Below are 19,606 nucleotides of genomic sequence, written 5' to 3'. Positions count from 1 at the left end.
GACACGGCCCTACGACGCGTCGATCTCCCGGCGCATACCGCCACGGCGCTCGGCGGGTCCGGCCTGGGCGTCCGATTCGCCGTCGGCACGGTGCCGGTCGCCGAAGTGCCGCCCGACAGCCGTGCCGAGGCCGCCGATGACCCCGGCGGCATCCACATCGCTCCGGCCGGCCGCCCCGCGCTGCCGGTCGTGGGCGCCGGACACACCCCCACCGCACTCCTCGCCGACCGCCGTGCTGACCATCCGGCCCACCCGCGGCGTCCCCGGCACCGGTCACGGCCCATGAGAGCAACCGCTGTTCGGTGTCACCGGTGCCTCCCGCAGTGGGCTCTCCGGGAGCACCCGCCGCACCACACGGCGGACGTGTCCGATCCGGCCGTGGTCGTCTCCGCGGGCTACCCCGCCGCTCTCACCGACGCTGCCGGGCGGCACACCGCGGATACCACCCACGGAATCCCCGAGCAGCACACCTTTCCCCAGCTGCCGTGACCAGGCCCGGGGCACGCACCGGACACTGCCGACTCGACGTCGCACCGGTGAGGCTGAGCGGAGTCGCTCACCACGGAGAGCGCGCGCCGACCTGCTGGTGGGCATCGTCACGCGCCTGAAGTCGCACGGTGCGCCACGCGCGGGGTGAGAGACCGTAGGCGTCCCGGAAGACCCGGCTGAAGTGGGTCGGATTGACGAAGCCCCAGCGTTGGGCAATGGCTGACACAGTGGGTGACGTGCGGCTGTGACGGGCCAGTTCGTGCGCGCACTTCTCAAGTCGGCGGCGCTGGATCAGACGGCCGACCGTGATGCCCTCGTCCTCGAAGAGACGGTGGAGATACCGCACCGAGATGTGCTGTGCCTTCGCCACCGCATCCGGTGACAGGGCGGGATCCCCCAGGTTCTGGTCGATGTACTCGCGGACGCGTCGCACGAGATGCTTCCGTGTGGTCTCGGAGCCCGTCGTCAGCTCCCTGCCCTGCTCCGCCACCAAAGTGGAGAAGAGGTCGATGAGCCCGTTCGCCAGCCCGCCCGTGGCGGACGGCGAGTAGACGTGGGCGGAGGCGGTCACGGTGGTGAGGAAGGGTCTCAGTACCGCGGCGCATCCGCTGTCCGTGCCGATGACGGCGCCGCTGACACTGTTGAGCGTCCCGTCCGGCAGATCCAGCAAGCGGCGCGGGATGAGCACCACGCGTGTGGAGAAGCGCTCCGGGTGGTCGAGGAAGTACGGGCGGGAGGTGTCGTAGACGAAGAGGTCGTTCCGGGCCGCCGTGGCCTGGCGGCCTTCCTGGACGAGTACCGTCCGGCCCGTCATCTGGACACCGACCACCACAAGCGGTTCCGGCGTCCGCGCGATGTGTGCCTGCGTCCGTTTGGCACGGTGCGCGTCGGCTTCGAGGACGGAGACCCGCAGGGCCCCCACGTGCTCCGTGGTGATCCTCCCCGTGAAGGTTCTCTCGTCACGCGGCACGACGGTCACGGGGACCAGCGCCCGGTTCACCGCGTCGCGCCAGTAAGCGAGTCTTTTCTCGTCGGGTACCGACGAGGTCATCAACACCGGACTCATCCGGCACTCCTCTCCAACCCATTGCCACGGGCGGAGACTCTGGAGTCGCAGCGCGCACAGACCGGGCGGACGCCCGCCTCCTCGTGGAGGCGACGGTCATCACCCAGGGCAAGTGCGGAAGTCCCGTCGCGCGCGACGCGTCACGACGGGAGCCGGACAGCGGCTCTGCGGCCCGGTTCCCCGCCCTGACCAGCCAATCAGTGCACCGATGTCGGCTCCAGGCACATCGCAGGCAGAAAGCGACGGTGAGCAGGCGGCGTCGCGGATGCCGGCGCGGCGTCCACCGGCGGGGCGGACACCGCGTCCGGGCGGAGAAGCGGGGGAGGGGGGACTGCTTGCGACGGAGTCGGCCGTCGGCGTCTAGGGCCGCGGGATGTTGCGCAGGTTGGTGCGCGCCAGGTGCATCATGCGGCCCACACCGCCGGCAAGGATGGTGCGGCTCGCGGACAGGGCGAAGCCACTGACCTGCTCGACGGACGTCTTCGGGGGAACGGCGAGCGCGTCGGGATCGGTGACCACGTCGACCAGCACCGGCCCGTCGTGTGCGAACGCCTCACGCAGTGCGCCGCGCACGTCGGCCGCGGCCTCCACACGGATGCCGCGCGCGCCCGTGGCGGTGGCGATCGCCGCATAGTCGGTGTGCGGGTACCCGGTGCCGTGCGGCGGCAGACCGTCGACCATCATCTCCAGGTCGACCATGCCCAGGGACGAGTTGTTGAAGACGACCACCTTCACCGGCAGGCCGTACTGCACCGCGGTCAGGAAGTCCCCCATCAGCATGGAGAATCCGCCGTCGCCGGAGAGGGACACCACCTGCCGCCGGCGGTCGAGGAACTGGGCACCGATCGCCTGCGGCAGGGCGTTGGCCATGGAGCCGTGCACGAAGGAGCCGAGAATGCGGCGACGCCCGTTCGGAGTGAGGTAACGGGCTGCCCAGACACAGCACATCCCGGTGTCCACGGTGAACACCGCGTCGTCCGCCGCCTCCTCGTCCAGCACCGAAGCCACGTATTCCGGGTGGATGGGGGAGAGCCTCTCGACGTTGTGGGTGTAGGCCCCGACCGCCTTCTCCAGCGCGTGGACGTGCCGGTGCAGCATGCGGTCGAGAAACCGCCGGGACTGCTTCTCACGTACCGCGGGAGTCAAGCACCTCAGTGTCTCGCGGACATCACCCCACACCGCGAGGTCCAGCGAGGTGCGCCGGCCCAGCCGCTCGGGCTGCAGGTCGACCTGCACGGTCTTCACATGCCGCGGCAGGAAGTTCGAGTACGGAAAGTCCGTACCCAGCAGGATCAGAAGGTCGGCCTCGTGCATCGCCTCGTAAGCGGCACCGTAGCCCAGCAGACCGGACATGCCGACGTCGTAGGGATTGTCGTACTGGATGTGCTCCTTGCCGCGCAGCGCGTGGCCTACCGGAGCCTTGATCTTCTCGGCGAAGGCCATCACCTCGGCGTGGGCGCCAGCCACCCCGCGTCCGCAGAACAGGGTCACCCTCTCGGCGGCGTCCACCATCTCCCGCAGCCGGGACACCTCGTGATCGGCCGGGCGGACAGCGGGCAGGTCCAGCGGAATCGCCGGCTCGGTCCCCTCGTTCGGAGCCTCCTCGTCCGCCACGTCCCCGGAGAGCGCCACCACCGACACTCCCCGCCGCCCCACCGCGTGCTGGATCGCCGTCTGCACCACCCGGGGCATCTGACGGGGCGAGGAGATCAGTTCGGAGTAGTGACTGCACTCCTCGAACAAACGGTCGGGGTGGGTCTCCTGGAAGTAACCGGTGCCGATCTCACCACTCGGTATCTGCGCGGCCAGTGCGAGGACGGGGGCCATCGACCGGTGCGCGTCGAACAGGCCGTTGATGAGGTGCAGGTTGCCCGGACCGCAGGAGCCCGCGCAGGCGGCCAGCCGGCCGGTGAGCTGTGCTTCGGCGCCGGCGGCGAAAGCGGCCACCTCCTCGTGCCGGACCTGGATCCAGTCCAGGGCGTCGTGCCGCCGAATGGCGTCGACCACGGGATTCAGACTGTCGCCCACCACGCCGTACACACGCTGTACGCCCGCGCGGGCCAGTAGATCGACGTACTGCTCGGCAATGCTCTGCTTGGCCACGGGACTCCTCGGGTTGTTCGGGCGCGGCCACGTTAGGCGGGGGGCGCTCCGCCGTGTTGCTCTTCAGCGCACGGCGTGGACACCGATAGCGCACTGCGGCGGAATTGTGTCCGGTATTCGTTCTTCGAACGGCAACGACGCATGCGCTCAGTGGCAAGGCATTGCACGTACGGCTTTTTAAGCTGTCGCGTCCGAATGACACTCTGCAGTTTCTCGAGGAGAACCGATGAGTCAACCCTCTGTTCCCATCGTGTGTGACGTTCCGGCGCTCGTCAGTGTTTCGGAAGACCGACGGGTTCCCTTGCCCGCGCGACTCCATTACGGCCGAGAAGACCCGTATGCGGTTCGGCTTCTTCTGGGGGCGCCGGATGCGAGGCCGGTCGTCTGGGTTTTCGCGCGTGAGCTGCTTGCCGAAGGACTGCGCCGGCCGGCGGGAATCGGGGACGTCCTGGTCTTTCCCCGGCACCGCTGCCTGCCGGACATCATGCGTGTCGTCCTGCGCTCCCGCGCCGGTGCCGCCCTGATAGAACTTCCGGCGTCGAAGGTCTCGTGCTTCCTGGCGGACACCGATGTACTGGTGCCATCTGGCACGGAAAGCGCGTATGTCGATGTCGACAGTGGACTGGCCCAGCTCACGGGTCGCAGCGACTGATCCCTTCCGGCAGGACCACCGCCGTGGCGTTCCGGCACAGGTGCCGCATAGCATGTCGCTCCACCCTGCACCCAGGTGTCCGTGCCGACGACAGTAGGCTGACCGCCTGTCGGTGCGGGACCTACTCCAATTGTGGCGGCTGTGGGCTCAGAGGCGATGACACAGGACGAGCCGAGTTTCGGCGCACTTCTCCGGGAGCTGCGTCGGACGGCATCGATGACCATTGAGGGGCTTTCAGAGGCATCCGGCGTCAGTGTGCGCGGTATCGGGGAACTCGAACGCGGAAGGCGCGCGGCACCGCAGCGGCGCACGGTGAACGCGCTCGCCGAGGGTCTGCGGCTGACCGGCCCGCAGCGGCAGCGCCTGTTGAGCGCGGCCCGAGCCGGGCGCAGCGACGGGTACACCCCGGTCGGTGTGCAGGTCGTGCCCCGAGGTGTTACCGACTTCGTCGGACGGGAACGGGAACTCGCCTACCTGACCGGGATCGCGAGGCGGGTCGCGGACAGGCGGGCGGCCCGAGGCAGGGAAGGGAGGACGGACCCCAATGGACCGCCGACGGTTGTGGTGTCCGGGCCGCCGGGGATGGGCAAGACGACGCTGGCGCTCCAAGCGGCCCGTCGGCTCACCGAACACTTCCCTGACGCCCAGGTAGTGGTGGACATGCGGGGGCTCGATGCCGAGCCGCCGACGCCCGCGGCGTTGATGCTGGGGGTACTGCGCGCACTGCGGGTGGCCGACCGGAAAGTGGCGAACGCGGGCCCGGAGGGGCATGTCCACCTGTACCGGCAGACGCTCGCACAACGACGGTTCGTGCTCGTCCTCGACAATGCCCGGGACGAGGCGCAGGTGCGCCCCCTGCTGCCCGGTTCCGGTACGGGGATCGTGGTGGTGACCAGCCGGCGCATGCTGACCGGCCTGGAAGGCGTGCACCATCTCGGCCTGGACGGACTCGACAGGCACGAGGCCACGGCGCTGCTGTCGACGCTGGTGGGCGACGAGCGGGCCGACGACAACGCCGCTTTCGACAAGATCGCCCAGTACTGCGGCCACCTTCCACTCGCCCTGCGCCTGGCCGGCAGTTGGCTCGCTGTGAACAGGACCGCGCCGGTGGCACGGCTCGAGGAGCGGCTGGCGCCCGACGAGGAGCGCCTGAGGACGCTGACGGCCGGGGGCCTGGAGGTCTCCGCGGCCTTCGACCTGTCCTACCGCCAGCTCAGCGCACCGGCCGCCCGCATGTTCCGCCGACTCGCCCTCGTCCCCGGCACCGACGTCTCCGCCGCCGGAGCGGCCCAGCTGTGCGGCCACACCTTCTTCGACGCCGAGGACACCCTGGAGGAGCTGGTGGAGGCGGGTCTGCTGGGTGTCGAACGCGATCGCTACCGGATGCATGACCTGCTGAGGCTGTACGCGCAGGCCAGACTGGACGCCGAGGAGGACGCGCAGGACAAGGCCGAGGCACGGGCCGCACTCCGCGACTGGCTGCTGCGGACCGCGATCGTGGCCGGCCGGTGGTTCGAGCCGAGGGCCGGTGCCCCGTCCGGCACCCCGAACGGGGACGTCGACCTCTCCTCCGCGGACAGAGGCCGCGCCTGGCTCCAGGACGAGGGCGCGAACTGGCTGGCCGCACTCCGCGCGGCCGGCCAGTCGGGCAGGCACGCGTTGGTGGTGGAGGTGGCCGAGTCCCTGCACTGGTTCTCGGACCAGTGGATCTACTGGGGGTACTGGCCCGAGGTCTTCGGCATGGCCGCCGCCAGCGCGGAGGTACTCGGAGACCCGGCTCTGCGGGCGACCCACCTCAACTACCTCGCCTGGGCGAGGCTGCTGTGCCAAGGGCGCTACCGCGACAGCCTCACCCACTCAGTGCGGGCCCTGGCCCTCGCCCGGCAGGCCGGTGACACCAGCCAGCAGGCGTGGGCGCACTTCTACCAGGGGTGGGCGCACCGCAAACTCGCCGAGTACGAGACGGCGGCCGAGCACATGAGCCGGGCGGGGCACCTCTTCGAGGCGGCGCAGGACCCGCAGGGAAGCCTCACCGCCCTGCACGGAGTGGCCTTGATCCTCACCGACTCCGGTCGCGGCGAAGAAGCGATCGGCGCCTACCGCCGCGCGCTGGACTTCCTGGAGACGGCGGGTGACCGCATCGAGCCGCATGCCGCGGAGTTCGCGCGGGCGGGCTGCCATTCGGGGCTGGCGCGCAGCTGCGAGAGTCTCGGCCGGACTCAGGAAGCCGTCGCCCACATGCGCCAGTCCGTCGACATCAGCCACCGCACCGGCAACATCGGGCTGGAGAGCCGATCCCTCCAGCAACTCGGTGAACTACTGCTCCGCATGGGGCGTGCGGCGGAGGCGCGGGAGTCCCTGAGCCGCCTGGTCTCCCTGGGGCCCTACGCGGACCCTGATGCCGCTCGGGAGGCCGCCGCGCTGATCGCGTCCCTGGATGCCCGCACGAGCAACGGGGGCAGCCCGACCGCACCTCAGGACAGGTAGCGCTCCACCTGTGCGATCGGTCGCACGCGGGCCTCCTCCGGGTCCTCACCGGCCGCCATGCGCGCGCGGCGCTGCCGTAGAAGATCCCAGCACTGGTCGAGTTCAGCCTCCAGGCGGACCAGACGGCCGTGCTCCGTCGTCCGGTCGACACCGCCGGCCGCGAGCGCCTCGCGCAGCTGTCTCTCTTCGCCGATCATCTCCGCGATCCGGCCGAGGAGCTTCGTGTCAGTCGTCGTTCTCGTGCGTTGTTCCGACATCCCTGCTTCTTCCTGCCGAGGGGTGAGTGGGGCGGTGACCGCCGGTGGCACGAGCCTGACGCGGTTCGGCTCCCCCCGCCGCGCCAGGCGGCCGGTCGTGCACGGAGCGGAAAACGAAGGGCACTGAGGCGCAGGTTCCGTGCGTAGGCCGCTGATCACCACGGTGGTGAGGGTGAGGCCACGCAAGAGCGGCGGAGGCTAAACTTGAGAAACGGGCCCTTGGTCCGTGTCAGCGGGTGTATGTCGGTCAGCACCTCCCGTCTCAGCGCGCTCCCGAGTGCCTGACCACGGCACGGAGCACGGGAGGAAGGCGCGGTGAACGGCGGGGGAGAGGACTTCGGAGCGCTGCTGCGACAACTGCGGCTGGACGCCTTCCTGACCTTGGAGGGCCTCGCCGAGGCGTCGGGCGTGAGCGTCCGGGGCATCGGAGACCTGGAGCGCGGGCGCCGCGCGGCCCCGCAGCGGCGTACAGTTGCCGCCCTGGCCGACGGCCTGCGACTGGACGCGGAGCAGCACGACCGGCTCTTGGCGGCCGCACGTGCGGGGCGCGTCGACGAGTCGGCACCCGTATCGGTTCACACGTTCCCAAGGGGTGCCGGCGACTTCGTCGGACGTCGCGATGAGCTGGAAACGCTGACCACGTTGGCAGCGGGGCCGACAGGGAGCGAGGCGGGCACCACCGCCCCTTCGAGCAGTGGTCCCGGGCCGGTGGTGATGACCGTGTCCGGTCCGCCCGGCATGGGGAAGACCGCGCTCGCCCTGCACGCGGCCCAGGAACTGGCGGAGTCCTTCCCCGATGGACAGATGATGCTGGACCTGCGGGGCATGGACGAAAGCCCCCCGTCCCCCGCGGAACTGATGCTGGGCGTGCTCAAGGGGTTCCACGTCGCCGACTCGGAGCTGATGAAGGCCGGACCGCACGGGCATGCCGCCCTCTACGAGGACCTCCTCGCCGACCGGCGCTGTCTGCTGATCTTCGACAACGCACGTGATGAGGCCCAGGTACGGCCGCTGATCCCCGCCCGCGGGCGCGCGATGGTGCTGGTGACCAGCCGACGGGTGCTCACCGGGCTGCGCGACGTGCACCGGATCAGGCTGGGCGAGCTGGCTCCCGACGAGGCCATCGCCTTCCTGACCGCCATGATCGGTGAGGATCGCGCCGCGCGTGAACCCTCGGCACTGAGCGAGGTGGCCCGGCAGTGCGGTTACCTTCCACTGGCCCTTCGGGTGGCCGGCAGTTGGCTGGCGACCCGGACCGGATGGTCGGTGCGGCGTCTCGCCGACCGGCTCGCCGTGGACGGGCGCCGTCTGGAGGCCCTGGTCGCCGGAGACAGGAAGGTGTCGGTCGCCTTCGACCTGTCGTACCAGCAGCTGACCCCCGACGCGGCCCGGCTGTTCCGGAGGCTGTCCCTGGTGCCGGGGCCCGACGCGGGATCGGCCTGTGCCGCGCGACTGCTGGGGCGGGATCTGCCGAGCGCCGAGGACATCCTCGACGAGTTGGTGGAGACGGGTCTGCTCGGCACGCACGGCGACCGCTTCAGGCTGCACGACCTGCTCCGGTACTACGCCGGCGACCGACTTGCGACCGAGGAGGGCGCGGAACGAGCCGAGCGGCTCCGGACGGATCTGTACCGCTGGCTGCTGGAGACGACCATCGTCGCCGGACGCTGGTTCGAGCCGGGCCACGGGGCACCACCGGCGGATCGGCAGGGGCTGGTCGACCTCTCCTGCGCCGACCAGGCCCGGCAGTGGCTGCAGAGCCAGGGCATCAACTGGCTCGCCGCCCTGCGCGCCATGGCCGACGCCGGTGAGCACGCGCTGGTGGTGGAGGTGGCGGAGTCCCTGCACTGGTTCTCGGACCAGTGGATCTTCTGGGGGCACTGGACCGAGGTCTTCAGCCTCGCCGCTCGCAGCGCTCAGGCCCTGGGCGACGACGTCCTACGCGCCACACAGTTGAACTACCACGCCTGGACCCTCATCGTCTGCGAGGGCAGTCCCGGGGACGGCCTGTCCGTGGCCCGGGAAGCGCTGGCCGCGGCGGAGCGGGGGAAGGACGCGCGGCAGCAGGCGTGGGCCTACTACTACCTGGGCTGGGCCCAACGGGTCAGGGAGTTCCATGAGGAAGCAGCCGCGTACTACAACCGCGCCATTCCTCTGTTCGCGTCGGTGGGCGATCCGCACGGCAGTCTCCAAGCCCGCCACGGCTTCGCCCACAACCTCCTGCTGCAGGGAGAAGGCGCCGCTGCCCTTCAGGCTTTCCAGCGGATTCTGACGTTCCTGGACGAGTCCGGAGAACTCCTCGAGCCGTACATCGCCGAGACGTCCCGCATCGGAGTGACCTCCGGAATGGGCAGAAGTCTTGGGCTGCTCGACCAGTGGGACGAGGCCGTCGCGTACGTACATGACGCGGTGAGGCTCAGCGACGGCCTCGGTAACCTCCCGGTGAAGAGCCTGCACCTGCTCCACCTGGGAGACGTGCTGCTGTCCGCGGGACGAGTGGACGAGGCGCGTGAGGCGTTCCGGGCCTGTCTGGCGCTCGGCGGCAACGCCGACCCGCACGTCCTCGCCGACGCGCACCAGCGTCTCGACCGCCTGGACGACGCGACCTGACGCGCCCTTCTTTCCCTCAGCGCACGGCAGTGAGCCAGGACCGCACGGGGGTGCGGTTGAGGCTGTCGTGTCGACGCCACCGCCGTTCTACTGGGGCGGAAGCCACTCCGAAAGGGAAACTCATGGCCACGTTGACGGTCTGGATGTTCGATGCGCCTCGCGGTGCTCAGCAGGTGGAGGAGAAGCTGCTCGCCCTGCAGAAGCAGGAGCTGATCACCGTGCTCGACGCCGCCACTGTGAGCTGGCCGGCGGAAGCAAGGAAGCCCAAGACGAAGCAGCTCACCGATCTGGTCGGAGCAGGAGCCCTGTCCGGCTCCTTCTGGGGGCTGCTCTTCGGTCTGATCTTCCTCATGCCGCTTCTGGGTGCCGCCGTAGGCGCCGCCGCCGGAGCACTGGGCGGCAGACTCAGTGACGTGGGTATCGACGACGACTTCATCGATTCCGTGAAGTCACAGGTGACCCAGGGGACCTCCGCGCTCTTCCTGCTGACCCGGGACGAGGTGCTCGACCGGGTGAAGGAGGCGTTGCCCTCTGAGCACGCGGAGTTGATCCGCTCCAACCTCGACCGGGAGCAGGAAGCGCGCCTGCGCGAGGTGTTCGAAGGCTGAACGGCCTCCGCGGCAGGCGCGGGATCCGAGAGGGTCGCTCAACGCTGCAGGGCGTTCGGCGGCCCTTGACGCACGTTGCCGCAAGGCTGGGATCGGGGAGACGAGGAGTTCACCCGAAGATTCGCCTGCCTTCCCGCTCTGTTGAAGAATTATTCGCGCGAGCAGCAATTTGTTATGGCAAAGGCGAGTTGGTCAGGTCGAGGCAGTGCAAAGAGCGTTTGGCGCGTGCCTCCGCCTGACCCGTTGATGGCAGGGATGGTGGCACAGAAGGAACAGAGGCCGTGCGCATGCGGACAAGCGCCGCATCGGGACCGTGTGCAGACTCGACCGCAGTGTGACCGGTTCGTCACCGACAGGGGTGAGGCATGTCTGCCTCGACGTTCCAGGTCAAGAGTTCCCGTCCCTCTGACATCTGCGAGTCAGCATGACAGTTCCGACCGACATCACGCATCACACCGCGACGCTCAACGGAATCAACCAGCACTGGGTGAGTGCGGGGCAGGGCCCTCCGGTCTACCTGCTGCACGGTTTCCCGGAGACCTGGTACGGCTGGCGCAAGCAGATTCCGGTCCTGGCGGAGAAGTACACGGTCATCGCGCCCGACCTCCGCGGGTACGGGGACACCGAGAAGCCGGCGTCCGGCTACGACAAGCGCACGATGGCCCATGACACCCTCGCCCTGATGCGTCACCTGGGCCACGACAGGATCGCCTTGATCGGTCATGACCGGGGGGCGCGCGTGGGGACGCGCTTCGCGAAGGACTTCCGCGACCGCGTCGACCGGTTCGTCGCCATGGACAACATCCCGACCCGGGTCATCGCCGACACCTACGACGTGGCCATGGCCCGAGCCGGCTACTGGTTCTTCACCTTCCTCCAGGTCCCCGACCTGCCCGAGGCGCTCATCGCGGGCAACGAGGAGGCGTGGCTGACGCACTTCTACCGCAGTTGGTCCTACAACCCGGAGATGCTGTCGGCCGAGGAGATCGACGTCTACGTCCGTGCCTACCGGCAGCCGGGAGCGGTCCGCGGTTCGTGCATGGACTACCGCGCGGCCGCCCAGGACGTGGCCCAGGACCGCGAGGACGAGGACCGGCCCATCGACTGCCCTGTGCTGACGATCTGGGGCGAGGACTTCAGTGCCGTCGGCCAGGCGTACGACGTCCTGGACGTCTGGAAGGGCATGGCGCGCGACGTCCGCGGCGTGGCGATCCCCGAGTGCGGGCACCTCTGCCAGGAGGAGAAGCCCGAGGTCGTCAACGCAGAGCTGCTGGCCTTCCTGGAGGGCTGGAACGGCTGACCGTTCCGCCGTCGCGCGTGGCGGGAAGGCAGCGCTCCTGAGCAAGGAGCGAGACGCGTGGAGACAACTTCCCCTCATGTGCCGCCGTTAGATTTCCTTTCAGCCTGATCGTTCAGCCGATCATCATTTCCTTGAGCAAAAAGAAACGAGTCAGAACATGTCCCGTTCCGAAAAGCCGACCGTCGTCCTGGTGCATGGCGCGTTCGCGGACGCGTCCAGCTACTCCGCCGTGATCCCCGAGCTGCTGAAGCGCGGTCTGAAGGTCGTGGCCCCGGCCGTTCCCAACCGCAGCCTGATCGGGGACGCGGCGTACGTGGCCTCCGTCGTGCGCCAGATCGAGGGCCCGGTCGTCCTGGTGGGCCACTCCTACGGAGGCGCCGTGATCACGGTGGCCGGTGTGGAGGACAACGTCCAGGCGCTGGTCTACCTGTCGGGTTACGCCCTGGAGGAAGGCGAGAGCCTCGGCGAGCTGCAGGGCGGCTTCCCCGACTCCGACCTGGCCGCCGCACTCGTCTACACGCCGTTCCCGATCGAGGGTTCGGACACGCCGGGCACGGACGTGTCGGTGCAGGTCGACAAGTTCCCGGCGATCTTCGCCGCCGACGTGGACCCCGAGCTGGCGAAGGTGCTGGCGGTCTCGCAGCGTCCGCTGGCCGCGCAGGCTTTCGCCGACGCCGCCCCGGCCGCCGCGTGGAAGACCAAGCCGTCCTTCGGCCTGGTGTCCTCCTCCGACCACACCATCAACCCGGACGTGGAGCGCTTCGGCTACAAGCGCGCCGGCATGACCACCATCGAGGTCGACTCCTCGCACCTGGTCATGCTCGCCCATCCCAAGCGGGTCGTCGCCTTCATCGAGGAAGCCATCGAGGCCACCTCCAAGTAGACCGGTCCCCGAGACCACCAGCAGTACCTCTCAGACGGTCCTTCCCGCCGGGCCGCCTCCCGGCACGGTCACGGCCGTGGCGTGAGGCCGTCCGCCCGGCGGGCGGGCAGCCACGAGCAGAAAGAGAACGATGAACGCCTCGATTCCGCGCCGCACCGTGACCGTGTCCATGGTGGCCGGGGCCGCCGCCCTGGGCGCCACCGCGATCGCCCACGCGGCCCCGGCGCAGACGCCGTCCGCCACCGGCACCTCCACGAGCCGGGGGGACCTCCCCACCATCGTGCTGGTGCACGGCGCCTTCGTCGACGCCTCCAGCTGGACCCCCGTGGTGCAGCGGCTCCAGCGCAAGGGCCACCGTGTCGTGGTCCCGCCGAACCCGTTGAGAAGCGTGGCCGGCGACGCCGCGTACATACGCAGCGTCCTCGACAGCATCGAGGGCCCGGTCCTGCTGGCCGGGCACTCCTACGGCGGTTCCGTCATCAGCCGGGCCGCGGTTGGCTACGCCCAGGTCAAGGGCCTGGTCTACATCGCGGCCTTCGTCCCGGACGTCGGCGAGAGCGCCGCCGCGCTCAGCGACAAGTACCCCGGCAGCTCCCTGGCCCCGACCACCGTGGTCCAGAAGTACCCGCTGGCCGGCGGCGGGCAGGGCGACGAACTGGTCATCCGGCAGGACCTGTTCCCGCAGCAGTTCGCCGCGGGCGTCGACCGCACCACGGCCCGGACGATGGCGGTGGGCCAGCGTCCGATCACGGTGGCGGCACTGAACGAGCCCGCCACCGCGGCGGCCTGGAAGAACCTGCCCACCTGGTACCTCATCGCCACCGAGGACCGCAACATCCCGCCGAAGGCGCAGCGGTGGATGGCCTCGCGCGCCAAGGCCCACACGGTCACCGTCTCCGCTCCGCACGCGGTCGCGGTGAGCGACCCGCGTCCGGTGGCCGACCTGCTCGACCAGGCCGCGCACGCCTGCCGCGCCGGACGCTGAGCAAGGCCCGGCCGAAGCGGGACGCCCACGCGCGTCCCGCCGCACCACCGCGGTCCGTCCACGGCCGCGACGGTCCCGTTCTGACGACGACATGGCACTGCCGCCCGGTCACCGCCGACTCGGCGGTGACCGGGCGGCACCGGCCCGAAGAAAGGAACACCGCATGCCGCTGCTCGAACCGGAGCCGGGGAAGCTGCGCCCGCACCCGGCGCGGGGCCCGGCCGTCGACCGGGTCGCCGACGACCGGGCTTCGGGTACTCCGGACGGTCTGCGCAACGCCCTCGCCCTGGAACTGGGCCCCGGCAAGGTCCTGCACAAGATTTCCGACCTGGTGCGCTACGCCTCCGACGCCAGCCCGTACCGTCTGGTGCCGCGCGTCGTCGTCATCGCCGAGGACGTCCACGACGTCTCCGCGGTGCTGCGGCACGCGCGCGAGTCCGGACGGCACGTCGTCTTCCGCGCGGCCGGCACCTCCCTCAACGGCCAGGCCCAGGGCGACGACATCCTCGTCGACGTGCGCCGTCACTGGACCGGGGTGCAGATGCTGGACGACGGCACCCGGGCACGGATCAGGCCCGGCACGACCATCGGCCGCGCCAACATCGCGCTCTCCCGGCACGGGCGGCTGATGGGCCCCGACCCGGCCAGCTCCAGCGCCGCCTGCGTCGGCGGTGTCGTCGCCAACAACGCCTCCGGCATGACCGCCGGCACCACCCGCAACTCCTACCGGCTGCTGTCCTCCCTGACCGTGGTGCTGCCCTCCGGAACGGTCGTCGACACCGGGGCGCCGGACGCCGACGCGCGGTTCCGGGAGGCCGAGCCACGGCTGCACGCGGCCCTGCTGTCGCTCAAGGAGGAGATCGAGCACGACGGCGAGCTGGTCGCGCGCATCCGCGCCAAGTACGAGCTGAAGAACACCAGCGGCTACCGGCTGGACGCCTTCCTGGACGGCACCACCGGCGCGGAGATCCTGCGCGGGCTCATGGTCGGTTCCCAGGGCACGCTCGGTTTCATCGCCGAGACGGTCTTCGACACCGTCCCCCTGGACCGCAGGACCTGGACGGCGCTGCTGTTCTTCCCCGACCTGCGCGCGGCGGCGGCGGCCGTGCCGCTGTTCAACCGCGCCGGTGCCCGCGCCGTGGAGCTGATGGACGGCAACACCCTGCGCGCCTGCGCCGCGGTGGACGGCGTACCCGCTGACTGGCAGGAGGTGCCGCGGGAAACCACCGCGCTGCTCGTCGAGTTCCGGGCCGCGACCGAGGAGGAGCACCTCACCCACCGCAAAGCCGCCGCGCGGCTCGTCGAAGGGCTGGAACTGGTGACGCCCGTACCGTCGGTGACGAACGCCTTCGTCGCCGACCCCGCCACGGCGCACGCCTACTGGCACGCCCGCGAGGCGTTCATGACGGCCGTCGGCAAGGCCCGCCCCACCGGCACCACCCTGATCACCGAGGATTTCGCCGTCCCGCCCTCCCACCTGGCCGAGGCGTGCGAGGCGCTGCTCGAGCTGCAGCGGCGCCACGGCTACGACGCCGCCGTGGCCGGCCACGCCGCCCACGGCAATCTGCACTTCCTGCTCGCCCTCGACGCTGCCCGCCCCGAGGACGTCGAGCGGTACGCCGCGTTCATGGACGAGTTCTGCGCCATGGTGACCGACCGGTTCGACGGCTCGCTCAAGGCCGAACACGCCACCGGCCGCAACATGGCTCCCTTCCTGGAGGCCGAGTGGGGGCCCACCGCCACCGACGTGATGTGGCGGATCAAGGAGGCGTTCGATCCGGACGGTGTGCTCGCCCCGGGCGTGGTGCTGGACCGGGACCCCCGGGCCCATCTGAAGCACCTCAAGACGATCCCCACCATCGAGGCGATCGCCGACCCCTGCATCGAGTGCGGCTTCTGCGAACCCGTCTGCCCCAGCCGCGACCTGACCACCACACCGCGGCAACGCATCGTGCTGCGCCGCGAGATGCTGCGCCAGCCCGCCGACTCGCCCGTCACCGACAACCTGCTCGACTCCTACGGCTACGACGCCGTCGACACCTGCGCCGGAGACTCCACCTGCAAGATCGCCTGTCCGGTCGGGATCGACACCGGTGCCATGATGAAGGAGTTCCGCCACCGGCGGCACGGCAGACAAGCCGAGCGGAACGGGGAGAGGGCCGCCCGGCACTTCGGCGCGGTGGAGAAGTCGGTGCGCGCCGCTCTGGGCATCGCCGAGCACGTCGACGACGGCCTGCTGAACCGCGCCACCCGGCTCGCCCGCAAGGCGGTCACCCCCGACCTGGTACCCGAGTGGATCAGCGCGATCCCCGGCCCCGCCTCCGCACGCCTGCCCGCGACCGACCGCCGGGGCGCCGCCGCCGTCTACTTCGTGGCCTGCGTCAACCGGATCTTCGCCGGCCCCGAGGGCGGGGAGGAACTCTCCCTCCCGGAGGCCGTGGTCAGGCTCTCCGCGCGAGCCGGCCGCCCCGTTTGGGTGCCCTCCGACCTGACCGGGTCCTGCTGCGCCACCATCTGGCACTCCAAGGGCTACGACGACGGCAACAGGTTCATGGCCAACCGGACGGTGGAACGGGCCTGGCAGTGGACGGAGGGCGGCCGGCTCCCCCTGGTGGTCGACGCCTCCTCCTGCACCCTCGGCATCGGACACGAGATCATCCCGTACCTGACACCGGAGAACAGACACCGGCACGAACGGCTCGACGTCGTCGACTCCCTGGTGTGGGCCGCCCGTGACCTCCTGCCCGGCCTCACCGCCCACCGCAAGGTCGACAGCGCGGTCATCCACCCCACCTGCTCGATGCGGCACCTGGGCGATGTGGGTCAACTCGACGAGCTGGCCCGGTTCGTGGCCCGCGAGGTGACGGTGCCGGTCCACGCGGAGTGCTGCGGCTTCGCCGGGGACCGCGGCATGCTTCACAAGGAGCTGGCCGAGTCCGCCGCCTACCACGAGGCCGACGAGGTCGTCGCGGGCGACTACGACGCCTACCTCTCGGCGAACCGCACCTGCGAGATCGGCATGGAACACGTCACCGGCCGTCCCTACCAGTCCGTCCTGCTGGTCCTCGAACGGGTCACCCGGCCCGCCTGACCTGACCTGACCAAGGAACCTCATGCGCATCGCCAACCTGTCCGGACGGCTGGTTCTGGTCGTCGACGACCGGGCCGTGGACGTCCACGAAGCCAGCGGCCGCCGCTTCCCGTCCGACCCGCAGGCGGTCTACGACCGGTGGGCCGACTTCCGCGCCTGGGCCGCCGAGGCGGAACTCGGCCCCGGCCGGACCTTCGACCCGGCCGAGCTCGGCGCCCCCGCGCCGGCCCCCCGCCAGCTCCTCGCCATCGCGCTCAACTACCGGGACCACGCCGACGAGGCCGGGTTCGGCACGCCCGAGGGCATGCCCCCGGTGTTCACCAAGTTCGCCGGCAGCATCACCGGGCCGGTGACCGAAGTGAAGCTGCCCGAGGGCGGCCGCACCGACTGGGAGGTGGAACTGGTCGCCGTCATCGGCCGCCCGGCCCACCAGGTCCCGGAGCAGGAGGGCTGGGACCACGTGGCGGGCCTGACCGTCGGCCAGGACCTGTCGGAGCGGGTCCTTCAGATGAGCGGCCCGGCTCCCCAGTTCGGACTCGCCAAGTCCTACCCCGGCTTCTCCCCGATGGGTCCCGTCCTGGTCACCCCCGACGAGTTCGACGATCCCGACGCCCTCGAACTGACCTGCACCGTCAACGGGGAGCAGGTGCAGCACGGCTCCACCCGGCAGCTCATCTTCTCCGTACCGGCGCTGGTCTCGAAGCTGTCCCAGGTGCTGCCGCTCATGCCAGGCGACGTCATCTACACCGGTACGCCCTCGGGAGTCGGCTTCGGCCGCACCCCCCAGCGCTGGCTGCGTCCCGGTGACGAACTGGTCAGCTCGATCCGAGGCATCGGTGAGCTCCGGCAGCGGCTGCGGTCCGCATGAGGTCCGCGGCACCGAACGGGGCGACCAGTCCGGACCGGGGGAGTGAGGCGGCGGCGTCGGCCGCCGCGGGGGTACCGGGCCGGTTGATCGTGCTACTGGCCGTGGCCTGCGGCATGACGGTCGCCAACCTCTACTACGCGCAGCCTCTGCTGTCCTCCCTGAGCCGGGACTTCGGCATCGGCACGGCCACCGCCGGCACGCTGATCACCCTCACCCAGGTCGGCTACGTCATCGGCATGCTCATCCTGGTGCCGCTCGGCGACCGGCTGGAGAAGCGGCGCCTGGTCACCGCGCTGCTGTCGGTCACGACCGTCGCGCTCGCGGTGGCCGGCTTCGCCCCCGGCTTCCTGGTGCTGCTCGCCGCCGCCCTCGTCAGCGGCGCCACCTCGGTGGTGGCCCAGATACTGGTGTCCTACGCGGCGAGCCTCGCCCCCGACGAGACCCGTGGACGGGTCGTGGGCCGGGTGATGAGCGGACTGCTCACCGGAATCCTCCTCTCCCGGACGGTGAGCGGCCTCGTCTCGGACACGGCCGGCTGGCGGGCCGTCTACCTCGGCTCGGCCGTCCTCATGGCCGTTCTCGCGGTCAGTCTGCGCGCGGCCCTGCCTCAGCAGGCACCGACGACCTCACTGCCGTACCACCACGTCCTGCGGTCCACCATCCGGCTGCCGCGCGTCCACCCCGCACTGCTGCGTCGCGGCCTCTACCAGGCCGCCGTCTTCAGCGTCTTCAGCGCCTTCTGGACCACGATCCCCTTTGTCCTGACCGGGCCCCGTTTCCACTACTCCGAGACCGGCGTGGCACTCTTCGCCCTGGTCGGAGCGGCCGGAGCCGCCGTGGCCCCGTTCGCCGGAGGCTGGGCTGACCGAGGGCTCGCACGTCCCGTCACCGGCATCGCCCTCGCGGCCGCCGCGCTGGCCTTCGCCGTCGCCGGCCTCGGCGGGCGCAGCGTCGTCCTGCTGGCCCTCGCCGCGATCCTGGTCGACGTCGCGGTCCAGACGACGCTGATCCTCGGCCAGCACACCGTCTACGCTCTCGATCCCGCCGCCCGCTCCCGCCTCAACAGCGTGTTCATCGCGATGTTCTTCACCGGCGGAGCCATCGGCACCCAGCTCGGCGCGGCCGTCTTCGACACCGCCGGCTGGCGCGGACTCACCGTACTGGGCGCCGCCGTGCCGCTGCTCACCCTGGCCTACTGGGCCACCGAGCGGCGTACCCGTCCGGGCACCCCCGCCCCCGTCTGACCACCATCGCGCAGCAGACTCCCGCGGAAACACCACCGCCACCACAGGAGGAAGAACATGACCATCAGCACCGCGAGTGCCCACGGCAGCCAGCCGCTCCTGCACCAGAAAGGGGAGGTGATCCAGGAGTACGGCACGGTCCGGCAGTACCCGCTCGGCCTCTCCCACGACGCCCGCATGTACTCCTGCCAGCGGCTGAACAAGGCGCTGGCGGACACACAGATCCTCTACGGCCTCTACAAGAAGAGCCACTGGCTGATGCGCGGTGCGACCTTCTACCAGCTCCACCTGCTGCTCGACAAGCACGCCGGCGAACAGCTCGACCTCGTCGACACCCTCGCCGAGAGGGTGCAGACGCTGGGCGGCGTCGCGGTGGGCGACCCCCGGCACGTCGCCGAACTCACCTCGATCCCGCGGCCCCCCGACGGCGTCGAGGAGGTCCCGGCGATGCTCTCCCGCCTGCTGGAGGCGCACGAGACGATCCTCGTCGATGCGCACGACGCGGCCGCCCGCACCGTCGAGCTGGGCGACGACGGTACCAACGACCTGCTGGTCTCCCAGGTCATCCGCACCGGCGAACTCCAGACCTGGTTCCTGGCCGAGCACCTGGTCGACACCCCGCTCGTGCGCGCCTGACCCCTGCCGCGCGGGCCGGACCACCGGCCGGCGCGGCAGACGGCGTCCTGTGACGAGCTGGGTACGTGAACACCGCGCCGCCCCGCTTTCGGAGGTGCGGCCAAGGTGTCACGGGATGCAGCGTGCACCGGTTCGCGGGGCGTCCGCCGTCGTACGGTACGCAGGGCGAGCCCCTTCCGCCGCGCGGCCGAACCGGCGGCTGTCGGCGCCCGGCTCGACGCACCGGCGCACGGCCGTGGTGGCGTTGTGCGCGTCGACGGCGCGCCGGGCAGCGGAAAGACCCGGCCGTCGGCCGAGGCGCACGCCGCCGCTCGTCCCGGCCTGCGG

General features: G+C 70.6%; 16 protein-coding genes. 12 read left to right on the top strand and 4 right to left on the bottom strand.

All coding sequences use genetic code 11. The annotated features are described in order from the left end of the window. Window positions 1-9: 9 nt before the first annotated feature. On the bottom strand, window positions 10-243 hold the full coding sequence (locus tag ACIRFH_RS11985) for a hypothetical protein (RefSeq protein WP_403519425.1): 234 nt from the start codon (window positions 241-243) through the stop codon (window positions 10-12). Between the two features lie 120 nt (window positions 244-363). Between ACIRFH_RS11985 and ACIRFH_RS11980 the strand changes: the two genes are divergently transcribed. Then, window positions 364-489, top strand: a complete 126-nt coding sequence (locus tag ACIRFH_RS11980) for a hypothetical protein (protein WP_403519424.1) — start codon at window positions 364-366, stop codon at window positions 487-489. A 67-nt stretch (window positions 490-556) separates the two neighbouring features. Here ACIRFH_RS11980 and ACIRFH_RS11975 read toward each other — a convergent pair whose 3' ends face one another. Both ACIRFH_RS11975 and ACIRFH_RS11970 read right to left on the bottom strand, forming a co-directional pair. Beyond that, the gene (locus ACIRFH_RS11975) at window positions 557-1,555 is read right to left on the bottom strand and encodes a helix-turn-helix domain-containing protein (RefSeq protein ID WP_403519422.1); all 999 of its coding nucleotides are present in this window, start codon (window positions 1,553-1,555) and stop codon (window positions 557-559) included. A gap of 360 nt (window positions 1,556-1,915) precedes the next feature. After that, window positions 1,916-3,658: a pyruvate dehydrogenase gene (locus ACIRFH_RS11970; RefSeq protein WP_403519420.1), complete on the bottom strand. Its 1,743-nt coding sequence runs from the start codon at window positions 3,656-3,658 to the stop codon at window positions 1,916-1,918. 226 nt (window positions 3,659-3,884) lie between these two features. Between ACIRFH_RS11970 and ACIRFH_RS11965 the strand changes: the two genes are divergently transcribed. Continuing rightward, on the top strand, window positions 3,885-4,310 hold the full coding sequence (locus ACIRFH_RS11965; protein ID WP_403519418.1) for an SsgA family sporulation/cell division regulator: 426 nt from the start codon (window positions 3,885-3,887) through the stop codon (window positions 4,308-4,310). A 156-nt stretch (window positions 4,311-4,466) separates the two neighbouring features. Further along, window positions 4,467-6,797, top strand: a complete 2,331-nt coding sequence (locus tag ACIRFH_RS11960; RefSeq protein ID WP_403519416.1) for an ATP-binding protein — start codon at window positions 4,467-4,469, stop codon at window positions 6,795-6,797. Here the strand turns inward: ACIRFH_RS11960 and ACIRFH_RS11955 are convergent. Further along, window positions 6,785-7,054: a DUF2630 family protein gene (locus tag ACIRFH_RS11955; protein WP_403519414.1), complete on the bottom strand. Its 270-nt coding sequence runs from the start codon at window positions 7,052-7,054 to the stop codon at window positions 6,785-6,787. The two genes, ACIRFH_RS11960 and ACIRFH_RS11955, sit on opposite strands and share 13 nt — an antisense overlap. A gap of 315 nt (window positions 7,055-7,369) precedes the next feature. On the opposite strand from ACIRFH_RS11955, the gene ACIRFH_RS11950 reads away from it, so the two are divergent. From ACIRFH_RS11950 to ACIRFH_RS11910, 9 genes are all read left to right on the top strand, one after another. Further along, window positions 7,370-9,664, top strand: a complete 2,295-nt coding sequence (locus ACIRFH_RS11950) for an ATP-binding protein (RefSeq protein WP_403519412.1) — start codon at window positions 7,370-7,372, stop codon at window positions 9,662-9,664. A gap of 122 nt (window positions 9,665-9,786) precedes the next feature. Beyond that, a complete protein-coding gene (locus ACIRFH_RS11945; protein WP_403519410.1) occupies window positions 9,787-10,272 on the top strand; it encodes a DUF1269 domain-containing protein in 486 nt (161 codons plus the stop codon). A gap of 424 nt (window positions 10,273-10,696) precedes the next feature. Continuing rightward, window positions 10,697-11,572, top strand: a complete 876-nt coding sequence (locus ACIRFH_RS11940; protein WP_403519408.1) for an alpha/beta fold hydrolase — start codon at window positions 10,697-10,699, stop codon at window positions 11,570-11,572. A gap of 157 nt (window positions 11,573-11,729) precedes the next feature. Continuing rightward, entirely contained in the window at window positions 11,730-12,455 is a 726-nt protein-coding gene (locus ACIRFH_RS11935) for an alpha/beta fold hydrolase (RefSeq protein ID WP_403519406.1), read from the top strand. Window positions 12,456-12,585: 130 nt separating this feature from the next. Further along, a complete protein-coding gene (locus ACIRFH_RS11930) occupies window positions 12,586-13,440 on the top strand; it encodes an alpha/beta fold hydrolase (RefSeq protein ID WP_403519404.1) in 855 nt (284 codons plus the stop codon). 163 nt (window positions 13,441-13,603) lie between these two features. Next, window positions 13,604-16,531 (top strand): FAD-binding and (Fe-S)-binding domain-containing protein, encoded by a 2,928-nt coding sequence (locus ACIRFH_RS11925; protein ID WP_403519402.1) that lies wholly within the window; start codon window positions 13,604-13,606, stop codon window positions 16,529-16,531. A gap of 22 nt (window positions 16,532-16,553) precedes the next feature. Further along, window positions 16,554-17,399 carry a fumarylacetoacetate hydrolase family protein gene (locus ACIRFH_RS11920; RefSeq protein WP_403519400.1) on the top strand — a complete coding sequence of 282 codons (846 nt, stop codon included), beginning with the start codon at window positions 16,554-16,556 and terminating at the stop codon, window positions 17,397-17,399. An 83-nt stretch (window positions 17,400-17,482) separates the two neighbouring features. Further along, entirely contained in the window at window positions 17,483-18,643 is a 1,161-nt protein-coding gene (locus ACIRFH_RS11915) for an MFS transporter (protein ID WP_403519399.1), read from the top strand. A 57-nt stretch (window positions 18,644-18,700) separates the two neighbouring features. Then, complete coding sequence (locus tag ACIRFH_RS11910) at window positions 18,701-19,279, top strand: Dps family protein (protein WP_403519397.1); 579 nt, start codon at window positions 18,701-18,703, stop codon at window positions 19,277-19,279. Window positions 19,280-19,606 lie beyond the last annotated feature (327 nt).

Origin of the sequence: Streptomyces sp. NPDC093586 (assembly GCF_044764905.1) — a bacterium.
Classification (GTDB): Bacteria; Actinomycetota; Actinomycetes; order Streptomycetales; family Streptomycetaceae; genus Streptomyces.
This window is presented reverse-complemented; position numbering and strand designations above follow the sequence as displayed.

Bases quoted from the DNA above. Each gene is read 5' to 3' on its own strand.
- ACIRFH_RS11985 (WP_403519425.1), bottom strand. From the start codon at position 243: ATGGTCAGCACGGCGGTCGGCGAGGAGTGCGGTGGGGGTGTGTCCGGC.
- ACIRFH_RS11975 (WP_403519422.1), bottom strand. From the start codon at position 1,555: ATGAGTCCGGTGTTGATGACCTCGTCGGTACCCGACGAGAAAAGACTC.
- ACIRFH_RS11965 (WP_403519418.1), top strand. From the start codon at position 3,885: ATGAGTCAACCCTCTGTTCCCATCGTGTGTGACGTTCCGGCGCTCGTC.
- ACIRFH_RS11960 (WP_403519416.1), top strand. From the start codon at position 4,467: ATGACACAGGACGAGCCGAGTTTCGGCGCACTTCTCCGGGAGCTGCGT.
- ACIRFH_RS11955 (WP_403519414.1), bottom strand. From the start codon at position 7,054: ATGTCGGAACAACGCACGAGAACGACGACTGACACGAAGCTCCTCGGC.
- ACIRFH_RS11945 (WP_403519410.1), top strand. From the start codon at position 9,787: ATGGCCACGTTGACGGTCTGGATGTTCGATGCGCCTCGCGGTGCTCAG.
- ACIRFH_RS11940 (WP_403519408.1), top strand. From the start codon at position 10,697: ATGACAGTTCCGACCGACATCACGCATCACACCGCGACGCTCAACGGA.
- ACIRFH_RS11935 (WP_403519406.1), top strand. From the start codon at position 11,730: ATGTCCCGTTCCGAAAAGCCGACCGTCGTCCTGGTGCATGGCGCGTTC.
- ACIRFH_RS11930 (WP_403519404.1), top strand. From the start codon at position 12,586: ATGAACGCCTCGATTCCGCGCCGCACCGTGACCGTGTCCATGGTGGCC.
- ACIRFH_RS11925 (WP_403519402.1), top strand. From the start codon at position 13,604: ATGCCGCTGCTCGAACCGGAGCCGGGGAAGCTGCGCCCGCACCCGGCG.
- ACIRFH_RS11920 (WP_403519400.1), top strand. From the start codon at position 16,554: ATGCGCATCGCCAACCTGTCCGGACGGCTGGTTCTGGTCGTCGACGAC.
- ACIRFH_RS11910 (WP_403519397.1), top strand. From the start codon at position 18,701: ATGACCATCAGCACCGCGAGTGCCCACGGCAGCCAGCCGCTCCTGCAC.